At 60.6% G+C, this 15,101-nt stretch carries 13 protein-coding genes; 7 read left to right on the top strand and 6 right to left on the bottom strand.

What is annotated here, in order from left to right; all coding sequences use genetic code 11:
• The first annotated feature begins 62 nt into the window (after positions 1 to 62).
• The 3 genes from EXW71_RS13470 to EXW71_RS13460 are packed head-to-tail and all read left to right on the top strand — an operon-like array spanning position 63 to position 1,826.
• On the top strand, positions 63 to 701 hold the full coding sequence (locus EXW71_RS13470) for an FMN-binding negative transcriptional regulator (protein ID WP_123716608.1): 639 nt from the start codon (positions 63 to 65) through the stop codon (positions 699 to 701).
• Complete coding sequence (locus EXW71_RS13465) at positions 698 to 1,144, top strand: GNAT family N-acetyltransferase (RefSeq protein WP_134659515.1); 447 nt, start codon at positions 698 to 700, stop codon at positions 1,142 to 1,144. The genes EXW71_RS13470 and EXW71_RS13465 overlap by 4 nt, the downstream gene beginning before the upstream one ends.
• Before the next feature lie 10 nt (positions 1,145 to 1,154).
• On the top strand, positions 1,155 to 1,826 hold the full coding sequence (locus tag EXW71_RS13460; RefSeq protein ID WP_134659517.1) for a GNAT family N-acetyltransferase: 672 nt from the start codon (positions 1,155 to 1,157) through the stop codon (positions 1,824 to 1,826).
• 70 nt (positions 1,827 to 1,896) lie between these two features.
• On the opposite strand, the gene EXW71_RS13455 is transcribed toward EXW71_RS13460, so the two are convergent.
• A complete protein-coding gene (locus EXW71_RS13455; RefSeq protein ID WP_134659518.1) occupies positions 1,897 to 2,796 on the bottom strand; it encodes a homocysteine S-methyltransferase family protein in 900 nt (299 codons plus the stop codon).
• A 112-nt stretch (positions 2,797 to 2,908) separates the two neighbouring features.
• On the opposite strand from EXW71_RS13455, the gene EXW71_RS13450 reads away from it, so the two are divergent.
• The 3 genes from EXW71_RS13450 (at position 2,909) to EXW71_RS13440 (ending at position 6,011) form a co-directional block, all read left to right on the top strand.
• The gene (locus EXW71_RS13450) at positions 2,909 to 3,730 is read left to right on the top strand and encodes an ABC transporter substrate-binding protein (RefSeq protein ID WP_123716612.1); all 822 of its coding nucleotides are present in this window, start codon (positions 2,909 to 2,911) and stop codon (positions 3,728 to 3,730) included.
• A gap of 32 nt (positions 3,731 to 3,762) precedes the next feature.
• Complete coding sequence (locus EXW71_RS13445; protein WP_134659530.1) at positions 3,763 to 4,533, top strand: amino acid ABC transporter permease; 771 nt, start codon at positions 3,763 to 3,765, stop codon at positions 4,531 to 4,533.
• A gap of 167 nt (positions 4,534 to 4,700) precedes the next feature.
• Positions 4,701 to 6,011, top strand: coding sequence for an autotransporter domain-containing protein (locus EXW71_RS13440; protein WP_134659520.1), 1,311 nt, complete (start codon positions 4,701 to 4,703; stop codon positions 6,009 to 6,011).
• Between the two features lie 82 nt (positions 6,012 to 6,093).
• On the opposite strand, the gene oadA is transcribed toward EXW71_RS13440, so the two are convergent.
• Both oadA and EXW71_RS13430 read right to left on the bottom strand, forming a co-directional pair.
• On the bottom strand, positions 6,094 to 7,902 hold the full coding sequence (gene oadA / locus EXW71_RS13435; protein ID WP_134659522.1) for a sodium-extruding oxaloacetate decarboxylase subunit alpha: 1,809 nt from the start codon (positions 7,900 to 7,902) through the stop codon (positions 6,094 to 6,096).
• A 100-nt stretch (positions 7,903 to 8,002) separates the two neighbouring features.
• Positions 8,003 to 9,418 carry an acetyl-CoA carboxylase biotin carboxylase subunit gene (locus EXW71_RS13430; RefSeq protein WP_090367886.1) on the bottom strand — a complete coding sequence of 472 codons (1,416 nt, stop codon included), beginning with the start codon at positions 9,416 to 9,418 and terminating at the stop codon, positions 8,003 to 8,005.
• A gap of 196 nt (positions 9,419 to 9,614) precedes the next feature.
• Here EXW71_RS13430 and EXW71_RS13425 point away from each other — a divergent pair, with 196 nt between their 5' ends.
• Complete coding sequence (locus EXW71_RS13425) at positions 9,615 to 10,589, top strand: LysR family transcriptional regulator (RefSeq protein WP_123716614.1); 975 nt, start codon at positions 9,615 to 9,617, stop codon at positions 10,587 to 10,589.
• On the opposite strand, the gene EXW71_RS13420 is transcribed toward EXW71_RS13425, so the two are convergent.
• From EXW71_RS13420 to EXW71_RS13410, 3 genes are all read right to left on the bottom strand, one after another.
• The gene (locus EXW71_RS13420; RefSeq protein WP_123716615.1) at positions 10,519 to 10,716 is read right to left on the bottom strand and encodes a PA3496 family putative envelope integrity protein; all 198 of its coding nucleotides are present in this window, start codon (positions 10,714 to 10,716) and stop codon (positions 10,519 to 10,521) included. The genes EXW71_RS13425 and EXW71_RS13420 overlap by 71 nt on opposite strands.
• Before the next feature lie 338 nt (positions 10,717 to 11,054).
• Positions 11,055 to 11,921, bottom strand: coding sequence for a transcriptional regulator HexR (gene hexR / locus EXW71_RS13415; RefSeq protein ID WP_003177007.1), 867 nt, complete (start codon positions 11,919 to 11,921; stop codon positions 11,055 to 11,057).
• Between the two features lie 163 nt (positions 11,922 to 12,084).
• Entirely contained in the window at positions 12,085 to 14,958 is a 2,874-nt protein-coding gene (locus tag EXW71_RS13410; protein WP_123716616.1) for a GGDEF domain-containing phosphodiesterase, read from the bottom strand.
• Positions 14,959 to 15,101 lie beyond the last annotated feature (143 nt).

Below are 15,101 nucleotides of genomic sequence, written 5' to 3'. Positions count from 1 at the left end.
ATGGCTCTTACAACGAACCATTAGCCTGCCTAGGATGCAGGCATTCGCCAAGGAAAATCTCCATGTACACACCTCGCGCCTTTGCCCTCGATGACTTGCCTGAAATCCAGCAACTGATCCAGCACACCCGCCTGGCGCAGTTGGTGACCTTTGGCGAGCAGGGGCTGCAAGCCAGCCACTTGCCCCTGTTACTCAACCCTGATGAAGGCCCCAACGGCACGCTCTATGGGCATATGGCGAAGGCCAACCGGCAGTGGCAAGACCTGCAAAACGGCAGCGAAGCCCTGGTGATCTTTGCCGGCGCCGACGCCTACATCAGCCCGGCGTTTTACCCGGCCAAGACCGAGCACGGCAAAGTGGTGCCTACCTGGAACTACATCGCCGTGCACGCTTATGGCAAAGCCGAGGTGTTCACCGATGCCGAGCGTTTACTCAAGTTGGTCAGTGCCCTCACCGACCGCCATGAAGGCAATCGCAACCAGCCGTGGAAAGTCAGCGACGCACCCGCCGACTACATCGACGGCATGCTCAAGGCCATCGTCGGCTTCGCCCTGCCGATTGAGCGCCTGACAGGCAAACGCAAACTCAGCCAGAACCGCAGCGCGGCTGACATGGCCGGCGTTCGCGAAGGCCTGGCCGCAAGCCTGGACGTGCGCGACCAGACGCTCGCACGCTTCATTCCCCAAGGAGTTTCAGAATGAGCCCGATCGACATCCGCCAGGTAACTGCCGCCGACCACGCCGCGTGGCTGCCGCTGTGGCAAGCGTATTTGAAGTTCTACAACACCGAACTGCCGGACCAGGTGAGCCAAAGCACCTGGCAACGCTTGATCGATGCCAATGAGCCAACCCATTCGGCGCTGGCCTGGCAGGACGGCAAGGCGGTGGGCATGGTCAACTTCATCTACCACCGCTCCAACTGGAGCATTGAAAATTCCTGCTACTTGCAGGACCTGCTGGTGGACCCCGCTCAGCGCGGTACCGGCATCGGCCGCCAGTTGATCGAATTCGTCTACACCACCGCCAAGGCCGATGGCTGCTGCAAGGTGCATTGGCTGACCCACGAAACCAACGCCACGGCGATCCAGCTGTACGAGCGCATCGCCGAACGCCCGGGTTTCATTCAATTTCGCAAAGGTCTTTAAGGAGCGCAGCATGTCTATTTCCCCCGCCGAATGGAAAGGCGTCCCGGCACCTACCGTGCAACGGCTTGAAGGGCGCTTCATCCGCCTGGAAAAGCTCGACCCGGCGCGTCACGGCGCTGACCTGTTCCAAGCGCTTCAAGGCCCCGGGGCCGATCCGAAACTGTGGGACTACCTGCCTTATGGCCCCTTCCCTGAGCGCAGCGCCTTCAATGACTGGCTGAACAACCACGCGTCCCACAATGACCCGTACTTTTTCAGCGTGATCGACCGCCTGTCAGGCCAGGTCCAAGGCATCCTCAGCTTGATGTCCATCGTCCCGGCCCAGGGCCGTATCGAGATCGGGCACGTCACCTTCGGCGCACCGATGCAGCGCTCGCCGAAAAGCACCGAAGCGGTGTACCTGCTGGCCAAGCATGCCTTCGAACAGGGCTATCGCCGCCTGGAATGGAAGTGCAACAACGCCAACGCCCGCTCCAAATACGCGGCCGAACGCCTCGGCTTCAGTTTTGAAGGCGTGTTCCGCCAGCACATGGTGGTCAAGGGGCAGAACCGGGACACGGCGTGGTATTCGATTCTGGATGGGGAATGGCCAACCGTGGCCGCGGCATTTGAGCAATGGCTGTCAGAAGCGAATCAGAGTGGCTCGGGGCAGCTGAAAACGCTGGCCGAGTGCCGAGCGTAGACCGCACGATCGGTACTTGAGCCATGGAGGAACAGGCAAGCCCGCTCCCCCGTGTTTGATCGGCGGTGGCTCAGTCACCCAGTGCCTGGGCCAGCACCGCAATATGCTCAGGCCCGATCCCGCAGCACCCCCCCAGATGACTGGCGCCGCGCTTCTGCCAATCAGCAGCCCAGTGCAGGTAGCCGGGCGGGTCCAGGTCGTCGCGCAACGGGTCGAGACCATCGTTGGCCGTGGCTTCCTTGGGCTGCGGAGGGAAGGCATTGGCGTAGGCGCCGATCCGGATCGCTACGCCCAGTCGCTCAAAGGTCTGGCGCGCCGCATCAATGGCCGCGCCGATCACTTCCGGCTGGCTGCAATTGAACAGCAGCACTTGCACGCCCAATTGTGCAGCCGCCTCGGCCGCGTCCGCCACCGGCTCGCCGGAGCGCAGCCGTGGTACTTCGTCGGTGTCTTCATCCTTCAACGTAAACGACAACCAGAACGGCTTGCCATCCTGAGGCAGGCCCGCCTTGATCGCCCGCGCTTCGACGATTGAGCTCTGGGTTTCCGCCAGCCACAGGTCGACGTGAGGCGCCAGGCCTTGCACCAGAGGTGTGAGTAACTCAGACACGCGCTGTGCTTCAAACAAATCGGGACGATAGGAGCCGAACAACGGCGGCAATGAACCGGCCACCCGCACATGTTTACCCGAAGCCGTTACCGCCCGGCGCGCCAACTCACCCGCCAGATCCGCCAAGGCTTGGCCTTCAGCGGCAAACCGCGCCTCACCGATATGAAATGGCACCACTGCATAGCTATTGCTGGTGATTACGTTCGCACCGCTGTCGATATAGGCCGCATGCACTGCCTCCACCGCCTGCGGCGCCTCGCTCAACGCCAGAGCCGACCATTCCGGCTGGCGGAACGGCGCGCCACGGCGCTGCAGTTCACGGCCCATGCCGCCATCGAGAATCACTGTTGCTGTGCCCATATGCTTTTTACTCATAAGCTTATGAAAATAACTCACTATGAGAGTCTTTTTTATAACTATTTAATACGCTCAATTCGGTACATAACAACTCTTTTTTCTAAAGGTGTCACTCATGAAACTTAACCCCTTGCTGGCCTTGGGCCTGTTGACACTGGTTGCGTCCACCCAAGCCTTCGGTGGCGCCACGCTGGATCGAATCGAGCAGAAAAAAGAGCTGGTGGGCGTGCTGATGGAAAGCTACCCGCCCTTCTCGTTCCTCAATGACCAGAACCAGCTGAGCGGCTTCGACGTCGATGTGGCAAAGGCCGTGGCGCAAAAACTGGGCGTGAAGCTACGCCTGGAAACGCCCTCATGGGACGTGATCGCCGCCGGCCGCTGGAGTGGGCGCTACGACATTTGCATCTGCTCGATGACGCCAAGCAAGGCCCGCGCCGAAGTGTTTGATTTCCCGGTGGAGTACTACGCCTCGCCGGCGGTAATCGTGGTCAATGCCAAGGACGAGCGCATCCACGAGGCCAAGGACCTGAGCGGCAAGAAAGTCGGCCTCACCAGCGCCTCCAGTTACGAAAGCTACCTGAACAAGAACCTGGTGATCGAAGGCGCCGAAGACACGCCGTTGCAGTACCCGTTCGAGAACGTGCAGATCGCCCCGTACGACACCGACAACGTGGCCTTCCAGGACCTTGGCCTGGGGGCCGGCGTACGCCTGGACGCGATCCTTACCAACCTGGTCACCGCCCAGCCGCGCCTGACGCAGGACAAGCGCTTCAAGCTGGCCGGCGAGCCGCTGTACTCGGAGCCCAACTCGGTGGCCATCGAAAAAGGCGACGCGGAGTGGGACAGCAAGGTGCGTGAGGTGTTTGCCCAGCTCAAACAGGACGGTACCTTGAGCGCACTGTCGCAAAAATGGATTGGCGCCGATATCAGCCGATGACCCCTTCAAAACCACCCTTGCTGCAGCGCCTGCTGGGCTTTCGCACACGGCTGTACCTCACTTGGGCGGCGTTGTTCGCCCTGTTTGCCAGCTTCTTCCTGAGCTTTGACCTGAAGTTCTCGATCATCCTCGACAAGTTGCCCAACCTGGTCGGCCTGCACTTGGCGCCCAACGGCTTTCTGCAAGGTGCGGCGCTGACGGTGTTCCTGTGCCTGTGCTCAATGGTGGCGTCATCGGTGCTGGGTTTTATCACCGCCCTGGGGCGCCTGTCGAAAAGTGCCGTGGCGTTTGGCATTGCCAGTTTCTACGCCTCGTTCTTTCGCGGCACGCCGCTGCTTATCCAGATCCTGCTGATCTATCTGGGCCTGCCACAACTGGGCCTGGTACCGGGCGCCATCGTCGCCGGGATCATCGCGCTGTCGCTGAACTATGGCGCCTACCTGAGCGAAATCTTCCGCGCCGGTATCCTGGGCGTGCCCCATGGCCAACGTGAAGCCGCCCTGGCCCTGGGCATGCGCGACAGTGCGATCTTCTGGCACGTCACCCTGCCCCAGGCCATGCGCACTATTATTCCGCCCGCCACCAGCCAGTTCATCTCCATGCTCAAGGACTCGTCCCTGATCTCGGTGATGGGCGTGTGGGAAGTGATGTTCCTGGCGCAGTCCTACGGTCGTTCGAGCTATCGCTATATCGAGATGCTCACCACGGCGGCGATCATCTACTGGGTCATGTCCCTGGGCCTGGAACTGATCCAGGCGCGTATGGAGCGGCATTACGGCAAGGGCTACACCCGGCGTGGATGAAGGCCATAAACCTGCATCCGGCCGCAGCCTTAGCGCGCTGCCGGGGCACCATTTTAATCGCAGCAGACTAGAGACATCTCCCGCAAACGAGGGGTAGCCGGCCTGACAGTTATCCCCACCGCCCGCCGCTAAATTCCATCGCCTCATACATGAAGAGGTGGGTTTAGATGCCGTTTTTTATACACAAGCAACTCGGGCTCGCTATCACCCTGATGCTGGGAGCCACCAGCGCCCAACACACTCAGGCACGTGGCGATATGCGGCCAAACAGCGAATGGTTTGAGCCGGTCGCATTGAGCACCAACACCCCTGTCAAGCCCGTGGCTCCGGCGCCTGCAGCGTTTCATTTTGCCGACCATGCCGGCAGTCGCAACAGCTTGAGCGTCGCCCGTGTGTTGGACTCCGCAGTAGATGCACTGCTGGCGTCGGACGAATTGAGCGAATGGGAAAAGTACCACCTCAAGGCCTATGGCCAATACCTGGGCAGCCTGGCGCCAGGGCGGCTAGCTGCCACGCTTGAGCAATTGGCCGGTAGCCAGAATGCCAACCTGGGCACCGCGACTCAAAACAGCATGAAACAACTGAGCGCCAGCCTGCTGTCGGCGATACGTCAGTTGGATAACGATACCCATGAGGCAGGCCGCTTTTGGCTTCAAGGTCTGGGAAGCGGCGGCCGGCTCGGTGCGCAACACGGCAGCGCCGGCTTGAACCAAAGCAACCAAGGCTTGCTGCTGGGTGCCGACTGGGCACTCGACCACGCATGGCGGGTCGGTGTCGTGGGTGGCAAGTCTGGCAGCGACCTGAGCGCCAAGGGTTTCAAGGGTGAATTGGACAGCTGGCACCTGGGCGGGTATGCCGTGCGCCAGGACGGGCCGCTGGCGTTGCGCCTGGGCGCGCTATACAGCCGTCATACCGGGCAAAACAGACGCACGGTGGATTTTGGCTTCGTCGGCTACCGCGAGCGCCTCGCGGGTACTTACACCGCTCAGAGCCAAAACGCTTTCGCCGAACTGGGCTATCAACTGGACACTGGCGGCTTACGTGTCGAGCCCTCTGCCGGCATCGGTTTCCAGCGTTACCACCGCGGTCGCTTCCAGGAAAAAGGTGGTTATAGCGCGCTGAACGTCGGTACACAGACCCAACAAAACCTCAGCAGCACCCTCGGTCTTCGCCTGAGCCATGAGATTGCGCTGAGCAACCGAATTGCCCTCAAACCGCACCTGAGTACCCATTGGAAACATTTATATGGCAACGTCGACAGTCGCGTACGCCAGTCCTTCGCGCAAGAAAAACGCGAGGACTTCAACAGTGAGTTCACCATCGCCGGCACGTCCCTGGACCGTGACAACCTGACACTGCGCACCGGCCTGGACATGGCACTGTCGGCAGAACACAGCGTAGGCCTGGCCTATACCGCCGAAGTTGGCAGCCACAGTCGCCATCACGGATTGATGGGACAGTGGGCGATGACGTTCTAAGGCAGAACCGCCTGATCGCCAGACAAAAAAAAGGGGGCACATGCCCCCCCGAGGTTTAAACGGTAGTGTCGAAGGCTGTGTATCAGCCTTCGACTTCGATCAGGATTTCACCCGGGTTGACCCGGTCGCCCTTGGCTACATGAACAGCGGTCACCTTGCCGGCAATGGCTGCCTGCACTTCGGTTTCCATCTTCATGGCTTCGGTAATCAGCACGGCCTGGCCGGCCTTGACCATGTCACCTTCCTTGACCAGCACGTCGACGATGTTGCCCGGCATTGCCGTGCTCACATGGCCCGGAGCGCTGGCGTGCTTGCGCTTGCTGCCACCGCTGCTGACAAACTCGTTGAGCGGTTCGAACACCACTTCTTCCGGCATGCCATCAATGGACAGGTAGAAATGACGTTTGCCTTCGGCCTTCACGCCAACACCGGTGATGTCGACGCGGTAACTTTCACCGTGCACGTCGATGACGAACTCGGTCGGCACCCCTTCGCCACTGGCCCGGGCCACGCCGCCGGCTTCTGGGATCGGCAATAACACTTCCGGCGCCAAGGTCCCGGCCTCACGCTCTTCGAGGAACTTGCGCCCAATGTCCGGAAACATGGCGTAAGTCAGCACGTCCTCTTCGGATTTGGCCAGCGCACCGATCTCGCCACGCAGCTTGGTCATTTCCGGCTTGAGCAGGTCGGCCGGACGCACATCGATCACTTCTTCACTGCCGATGGCCTGGCGACGCAGCTTCTCGTTCACAGTGCCCGGCGCCTTGCCGTAGCCACCCTGCAGGTACAGCTTCACTTCGTTGGTGATGGTCTTGTAGCGCTCACCGGCCAACACGTTGAAGAACGCCTGGGTGCCGACGATCTGCGACGTCGGGGTAACGAGTGGCGGGAACCCGAGGTCTTCTCGTACGCGCGGGATTTCAGCCAGCACTTCGCCCATGCGGTTGAGGGCGCCCTGCTCCTTCAACTGGTTGGCCAGGTTGGAAATCATCCCGCCCGGCACCTGGTTGACTTGCACGCGGGTGTCGACCGCCGTGAATTCGCTTTCGAACTGGTGGTACTTCTTGCGCACGGCGTAGAAGTACAGGCCGATTTCCTGCAGCAGTTCCAAGTCGAGGCCGGTGTCGAACTCGCTGCCTTTAAGGGCCGCGACCATCGACTCGGTACCTGGATGGCTGGTGCCCCAGGCGAAGCTGGAAATCGCGGTGTCGATATGATCGGCACCGTTTTCAATGGCCTTGAGTTGGCACATCGCGGCCAGGCCGGCGGTGTCGTGAGAGTGAATGAACACCGGCAGGCTTTGCTCGGCTTTCAAGGCTTTGACCAATTCGCCAGTGGCATAGGGGGTCAGCAGGCCGGCCATGTCTTTGATCGCAACCGAGTCGCAGCCCATGGATTCCATCTGCTTGGCCTGGGCCACAAACGCGTCGATGGTGTGCACCGGGCTTGTGGTGTAGGCGATGGTGCCCTGGGCATGTTTGCCGGCGGCTTTCACCGCTTCGATGGCCACGCGCAGGTTACGCACGTCGTTCATGGCGTCGAAGATGCGGAACACGTCGATGCCATTCACGGCGGCCTTGGCGACGAAGGCTTTGACCACGTCGTCGCTGTAGTGGCGGTAGCCCAGCAGGTTCTGGCCACGCAGCAACATTTGCAGCCGGGTGTTAGGCAACGCGGCGCGCAGTTTGCGCAGGCGCTCCCACGGGTCTTCTTTCAGGAAGCGCACGCAAGCGTCAAACGTCGCGCCGCCCCAGACTTCCAGGGACCAGTAGCCGACCTTATCGAGCTTGTCGCAGATCGGCAGCATGTCGTCGGTACGCATGCGGGTCGCGAGCAGCGATTGGTGGGCGTCGCGCAGGATGGTGTCAGTAACGAAGATCTTTTTAGTCATTGGTATCTCCTCATAGCGACAAGTTTCAAGCTACAAGCCGCAAGAAAAAGCCAATCTGCCTTTACTTGCAGCTTGCCACTTACAACTTGCCGCTGTTTATTCATAAACCCGCGTGGGCGGCGATGGCGGCGGCGATGGCCAGGGCCAGCTCTTCGGGTTTGCGCTTGATCGAGTAGTTGGTCAGCTCAGGGTGACTTTCCACAAAGCTCGTATTGAACTGGCCGCTGCGGAATTCCGGGTTGCGCAGGATTTCCTGGTAATAGGCGGCGGTGGTCTTCACGCCTTGCAGGCGCATGTCGTCCAGGGCACGCAGGCCACGGTCCATGGCCTCTTCCCAGGTCAACGCCCACACCACCAGTTTCAGGCACATGGAGTCGTAGAACGGCGGGATGGTGTAGCCGGTGTAGATCGCCGTGTCGGTGCGCACGCCAGGACCGCCGGGCGCGTAGTAACGGGTGATCTTGCCGAAGCTGGGCAGGAAGTTGTTTTTCGGGTCTTCGGCGTTGATCCGAAATTGCAACGCGAAACCACGATGGTGGATGTCTTCCTGTTTGACCGACAGCGGCAGGCCCGAGGCGATGCGGATCTGCTCACGGACAATGTCGATCCCGGTGATTTCTTCGGTGATGGTGTGCTCCACCTGCACCCGGGTGTTCATTTCCATGAAGTACACCTCGCCCTCGGCGAGCAGGAACTCCACGGTACCGGCGTTCTCGTAGCCCACCGCCTTGGCCGCACGTACCGACAGGTCGCCGATGTAGGCGCGCTGCTCCGGTGTCAGCTGGGGGCTGGGGGCGATTTCGATGAGCTTCTGGTTACGGCGCTGGATCGAGCAATCCCGCTCGAACAGGTGCACCACGTTGCCAAAGCTGTCACCGAGAATCTGCGCCTCGATATGCTTGGGGTTGACGATGCACTTTTCGAGGAACACTTCCGCCGAACCAAACGCTTTGGTGGCTTCGGAAATCACCCGCGGGAAGGCTTGTTCGAGTTCTTCGCGGCTGTTGCAGCGACGGATACCACGACCACCACCACCGGAAGTGGCCTTGAGCATCACCGGGTAACCAATGCGGTCGCCTTCGCTGAGGGCTTCATGGATGTCGGCAACGTTGCCTTCGGTGCCCGGCGTGACCGGCACGCCCGCCTTGATCATGCTGCGGCGCGCTTCAGTCTTGTCGCCCATGCGGCGAATCACTTCAGCCGATGGCCCGATAAATTTGATCCCACGCTCGGCGCAGATGTCCGCCAGTTCGGCGTTTTCCGACAGGAAGCCATAGCCTGGGTGCAAGGCGTCACAGCCGGTTTCCACGGCCAGGTTCACCAGCTTGCGCGGGTTGAGGTAGCCGGCCAGAGGTTCGGCGCCAATGCTGTGGGCTTCGTCGGCACGTTTGACGTGCAGCGCATGACGGTCGGCATCGGAAAACACCGCAACCGAACGGATCCCCATCTCGGCGCAGGCACGCACGATGCGTACGGCAATTTCACCACGGTTGGCGATCAGGATCTTTTTTATCACTTGGAAATTCCCTTGAGCCGATTGCTGCGTTCTTCAACCCACCACACCCGGGTCGACGCGTGACCAAATGTTTCAAGTCAGTCGCGAGACACACACTAAGCCGCTCAAGGAATTAACAAAAATCAATAATTATTGGGTCATGCATAAGTAAAGACTTATAGTTGGTTCGAAGGCTCGACTCAAAAGGAACAAAGTAATGCGTAAGTCATTGATGCGTATGACATTGCGTCAATTGCAGATTTTCAATGAAGTCTGTGATTTGCGTTCCTACAGTCGCGCTGCCGAGGAAATGTCCCTCACCCAACCGGCAGTCAGCCTGCAAATCCGTCAGTTGGAAGAGTTGATCGGGCAGCCACTGTTCGATTACGTCGGCAAAAAGCTCTACATGACCGAGGCCGCCGAGGCCCTGCAAAGGGCCAGTCGCGATATTTTCGGACGCCTGGAAAACCTCGACATGCAGCTGTCGGACATGCAGGGCTCGCTGCAGGGCCAGCTGAAGCTGGCGGTGGAGTCCAGCGCCAAGTACTTCGTGCCGCACTTGTTTGCGGCCTTCAAGCGCCAGCACCCCGAAGTGCAACTGCACCTGACGGTGGTCAACCGCGCCCAAGTGATTCGCAGGCTGTCGGACAACCGTGACGACCTGGTGATCATGTCCATGGTGCCCCAGGAAATGGGCCTGGAATTCCTGCCGTTTCTCAACAACCCGATCGTCGCCGTGGCGCCTCTCGACCATCCCTTGAGCCTGCAAGGCCCGCTGCGCCTGCAGGACCTGGAACCTTACACGTTGCTGCTGCGCGAACCCGGTTCCGGCACGCGACTGGCCTGCGAGGAGTACTTCAAGGAGAAACGCGTGCACTTCACCCAGACGGTGGAAGTAGCCTCGGCCGAAGCCCAACGCGAGTGCGTGACTGCAGGGTTGGGCGTGGCCTTGCTCACGCGCCACGCCGTCAACCTGGAACTGGCCACCGGTGGGCTCAAGGAGTTGCCGGTGGAAGAACTGCCGCTGTACCGCAGTTGGTGCCTGGTGCAGGCCAAGGCCAAACGCCTGTCACCGGTGGCGCATGCGTTCCTGGGCTTTATCCGCAGCGAACGGGTGCAGATCAGCGCGTTGGCTGAGCGCTTCGCTGGGCGGCCACGGGTGCCTGCCAGTGCAGTTCCGGGTAGTCACTGATGCTCTGGAGCAGTTGGCGCTCCTCGCAACGGTCTTCGATTGCGCGACGGAACGCCATGCGGCGTTGGTCTTCCTGCTGACGACGGGTCTTGACGGTGCTGTTGCTGTCTTCGTAGTGCCGGGTCATTTGGAGTCTCCCAATGCGAGTACGGGGAGCTCAGAATGACCACGAGGGATGACGAGGCGATGACAGCCTGATGAAGATTCTGGACAGGCAGGAAAATGAATCATGGAAGGGGCAAGCCCTAATGCCAGTCAGTTAAGCGATAGAGCGGACAACGAGTAACCTGTGGCGAGGGAGCTTGCTCCCGTTGGGTCGCGAAGCGGCCCTAGCTTTGGGCTTGAAAAGACTGGGCCTGCTACGCAGTCCAACGGGAGCAAGCTCCCTCGCCACAGTGACTATGCTCCGCGTTAAACTGGCATTTGGGGCAGGCCCCTCCCATATTGGCCGAGCAAGGCCGAGGGTCAGTCGTCGAGGGCTTTGACGGACTTGGGCGACAACCGCAGGCTGCGCAAACTGCGCTTCACACTCTTGAGGTGGTTGACCAGGCTCGGCCCACGCGCCATGGCTACGCCCATCGCCAGCACATCGATCACCACCAGGTGAGCAATACGCGAGGTCAGCGGGGTGTAGATTTCGGTGTCTTCGTGCACATCGATCGCCAGGTTGACCGTAGACAACTCCGCCAATGGCGTCTGGCTCGGGCACAGGGTGATCAGCGAAGCGCCGCTTTCGCGCACCAGGTTGGCGGTGATCAACAGGTCTTTGGAACGGCCTGACTGGGAAATGCAGATGGCCACGTCGGTAGGCTTCAACGTCACGGCCGACATGGCCTGCATATGCGGGTCACTGTAGGCCGCGGCGGTGAGCAGCAGACGGAAGAATTTGTGCTGGGCGTCAGCGGCAACGGCGCCGGAAGCACCAAAGCCGTAGAACTCGACACGCTGGGCCTGGGACATGGCGGTCACCGCCTTTTGCAACTCCACCGGGTCGAGCTTCTCGCGCACCTCCATCAACGTGTGCAAGGTGGTGTCGAAAATTTTCAGGCTATAGTCGGCGACGGAGTCATCTTCGTGGATCGCAAACTGCCCGAAGCTCGCGCCGGCCGCCAGGCTCTGGGCCAGCTTGAGTTTCAAGTCCTGGAACCCGGAGCAACCGATTGCGCGGCAGAAGCGCACGATGGTCGGCTCACTGATGCCCACGCTGTGGGCCAGATCGGCCATGGAACTGTGCATCACGGCCGCAGGGTCAAGCAGCACATGATCGGCAACCTTGAGTTCCGATTTGCGTAACAGGTGGCGCGACTGGGCGATATGTTGCAACAGGTTCAAAGGACAGGACTCTTGTTATTGGCAGACGCCAGGGATGTAGCAAGCTTGTAGTTATACTACAAGAATTGCCGTTTTGCCCGTCCGATGCATCACTAAATCGCCCTGCTGCCCTCTGAATCAAAGGGCAGGTATTTTGGTAGCCACAAAAACGCACTCGCTGTGGCTAAGGAAAATCTGCATTTTTCCGTAACAACTCTGCCAGCCCTTGCGCCTGCATCGGCCGACTGATCAGGTAGCCCTGCACTTCGTCGCAACGCTCCGCTCGCAGAAACTCGAGCTGCTGCTGGTCCTCCACACCCTCGGCCACCACTTTCAACGACAACCCATGTGCCATGGCGATGATTGCGCGGGTAATCGCGGCGTCTTCACGGCCTTGACCAAGGCCGCGAATAAACGCCTGGTCGATCTTCACGTAGTCCACCGGGATACGCTTGAGGTAGCTGAGGGACGAGTAACCGGTACCGAAGTCATCGATGGCCAGCTTCACACCCAAGTCCCGCAGTTGCTGGAAGGTGGCGATGATGTGTTCGACGCTGTCGAGCAATTGGCTTTCGGTCAGTTCCAGTTCGAGGTATTGCGGGTCCAGACCGGTTTCCTCCAGCACCTGGCGTACCAGGCTGACCAGCTTGCCCTGGCGCAACTGGTGCACCGACAGGTTCACCGACACCCGAATCGGCGCCAGGCCCTGACGCTGCCACTCGCACGCTTGCCAGCACGCCTGGCGCAGTACGAATTCACCCAGCGGTGTGATCAACCCCGTCTCTTCAGCCAAGCCGATAAAATCGGCTGGCGGCACCATGCCCCACTGCGGATGCTCCCAGCGAACCAGCGCTTCGGCAGCGTTCAGGTTGCCAGTGGCCAGGCACAGTTTCGGTTGGTAGAACACCGTGAGCTGACGCTCGTCGATGGCCTTGCGCAACTGATTTTCCAGCTGCAATCGCTCCAGGGTGCTGGCTTGCAGGCTGTCGGTATAGAACTGGAAGTTATTGCCGCCCAAGTGCTTGGCGTGCTGCATGGCCATGTTCGATTGGCTGACCAACGCGGAAATTTCCCGTGCGCTATCCGGCAATAGGCTGACGCCCATCGAGGCACTGACCACCAACTCGTGCCCTTCCACCGTCACCGGCACGCGCAGCTTGGCCAGCAGACGGGTGGCCACCCGCGCCAGGCTCGACAGGTTGCCGTAGGCATCGAACAGCACCGCGAACTCGTCACCGGACAGGCGCGCAATGGTATCGGCCTCGGGCAAAGCGTTGATCAACCGACGCGCTATTTTTTGCAGCAATTGGTCGGCGACTTCATGGCCCAGGCTGTCGTTGAGCAGCTTGAAGCGATCCAGATTGATATGCAGCAGTGCCAGGCTGCGCCCGCCCTGGCGTACCCGCACATGGGCCTCGCGCAGGCGTTCGCGAAACAGCGAGCGGTTGGCCAGGCCGGTCAACTCATCGTAGTGGGTGAGGTAGCGCATACGCTCCTCGGATTCGCGACGCGCCGACAAGTCGGCGAAGAAGCCTACGATATGACTGACTTTTCCACGAACATCACGTACGACGTTCAGCTGTAGCCATTGCGGATACAGCTCGCCGTTCTTACGCGTTTCCACCAGTTCACCCTGCCAGGTGCCGTGACTGAGCAGAGCCTGGCGGATCACCGGGAAGTGACGGCGCACATCGCGGCTGCAGGGTAACTCCACGAAATTACGGCCGATCATGTCGTCGATTTCAAAGCCGGTGACACGGCTGAACGCCTGGTTCACCGCGATCAACACATAGTCCGGGTCGAGAATCACAATGCCCTCGCTGGCGGCTTCGAATACGGTCGAAGCCAGGCGCTGCTGTTCTTCGAGCGCCTTGTCGGCACTGATATCGCGGCGAGTACCGAGCATGCGCGTCACCCGCCCGCTCAAAGCCCATTCCACGGCGCGACCACGGTCTTCGATCCACACCCAATGGCCGTCGCCGTGACGCACACGGTATTGCACCTGATAGTCCTCGCTGCGGCCTTTCAGGTGTTCCACCAGGGCGCGCTTGAGCAGCGGCAAATCCTCGGGATGCAGGCGCGGCTTCAGGTGGCTGAGCATCGCCGTGACGTACTCGGGTTCCAGGCCGAACAGCTCTTTGAGTTGGGTGTGGTGGACTTCGTCGGTTTGCAGGTTCCAGTCCCAGAGGCCCAGCTCGCTGGCCTGCAAGGCCAAGGCCAGGCGCGCTTCGCTTTTGGTCAGGGCGAGGCTGGCAGCGCCCAGTTCCTGGCTGCGTTGTGCCACACGGTCTTGCAGGCCGGTCTGGGCTTCGCGCAGTTCCTGCTCAACCTGGCGGCGCTGCTCGACTTCGCGTACCAACTCCTGATTCAACTGCTCGCTGCGTTGCTGCGCCTGCTGCAGATGCTCGATCAGGGCCTGGTTCTGGAAGCGTCGCAGCAGACCGTGCTGGATCAGGCGATTGACCTGCCAGGCGACCAAGCTCAAGGACGCCAGCAGGATCAGGCCCAGCACACCCCAGCCTTGCTGTTGCGGACCGCCGCTCCAGAACAGGTAAAGGATGGGCGGCACCAGGCACGGCATGGCAAACGACAGAAACGCCGGCAGACTCACGGCATAGGCCACGCTGGCCGACAACGTCGCGGCACCAAGCAGGCCGAACACCCAGGCCTGTTGCACAAAGCTGTCCGTCGGCACCAGGGCAATGGCGGCAGTGGCCAGGGTCAGACCGCTCACCGCCGAGCCGAGCATGAACATGCGTCGCCAGATCGGCTGGGCCTGGCGGCTGGGCATGGCTGACTCAAAGGCCGCCACCTGGATTACGCGCAGCGCCACCAGGGCCAGCAGCCAGACCAGCCAGATGCTGTCCAACACGTATTGCTTGGGGCTCCATAACAGCCAGGCGCAGACCAGGCCGTTGACCAGCATCAACAAGGTGGGCAGCAGAGAGCCCTGATACAACAGACGCGTACGTTCGACCGCCATCTCGGTTGCATAGTGTTTACGGATAACCTGCGCGGGCGCCGCCGAGGTGCCGAGCAGGTCGGTGCTGAGAATCATAGGCAGTGTTCTTATAATGGTGAGCCCGAAACGTCGACGGAGCATACACAAGCAAACGCCTGGGCCAAACTGCTCCCTGTCATAAAAGTCGCTTGTTATTTGTGCGCAAACATCCGGGCCAGACAGCTTGAGCGAGACGCTGC

This window comes from Pseudomonas sp. BCA17, assembly GCF_004519405.1.
Taxonomy (GTDB): domain Bacteria; phylum Pseudomonadota; class Gammaproteobacteria; order Pseudomonadales; family Pseudomonadaceae; genus Aquipseudomonas.
The sequence above is the reverse complement of the archived record's forward strand: the minus strand, read 5'-3'. Positions and strand labels throughout refer to the sequence as shown.

Bases quoted from the DNA above. Each gene is read 5' to 3' on its own strand.
- oadA (WP_134659522.1), bottom strand. From the start codon at position 7,902: ATGACTAAAAAGATCTTCGTTACTGACACCATCCTGCGCGACGCCCAC.
- EXW71_RS13425 (WP_123716614.1), top strand. From the start codon at position 9,615: ATGCGTAAGTCATTGATGCGTATGACATTGCGTCAATTGCAGATTTTC.
- EXW71_RS13440 (WP_134659520.1), top strand. From the start codon at position 4,701: ATGCCGTTTTTTATACACAAGCAACTCGGGCTCGCTATCACCCTGATG.
- EXW71_RS13455 (WP_134659518.1), bottom strand. From the start codon at position 2,796: ATGGGCACAGCAACAGTGATTCTCGATGGCGGCATGGGCCGTGAACTG.
- EXW71_RS13460 (WP_134659517.1), top strand. From the start codon at position 1,155: ATGTCTATTTCCCCCGCCGAATGGAAAGGCGTCCCGGCACCTACCGTG.
- EXW71_RS13470 (WP_123716608.1), top strand. From the start codon at position 63: ATGTACACACCTCGCGCCTTTGCCCTCGATGACTTGCCTGAAATCCAG.
- EXW71_RS13450 (WP_123716612.1), top strand. From the start codon at position 2,909: ATGAAACTTAACCCCTTGCTGGCCTTGGGCCTGTTGACACTGGTTGCG.
- EXW71_RS13410 (WP_123716616.1), bottom strand. From the start codon at position 14,958: ATGATTCTCAGCACCGACCTGCTCGGCACCTCGGCGGCGCCCGCGCAG.
- EXW71_RS13465 (WP_134659515.1), top strand. From the start codon at position 698: ATGAGCCCGATCGACATCCGCCAGGTAACTGCCGCCGACCACGCCGCG.
- EXW71_RS13420 (WP_123716615.1), bottom strand. From the start codon at position 10,716: ATGACCCGGCACTACGAAGACAGCAACAGCACCGTCAAGACCCGTCGT.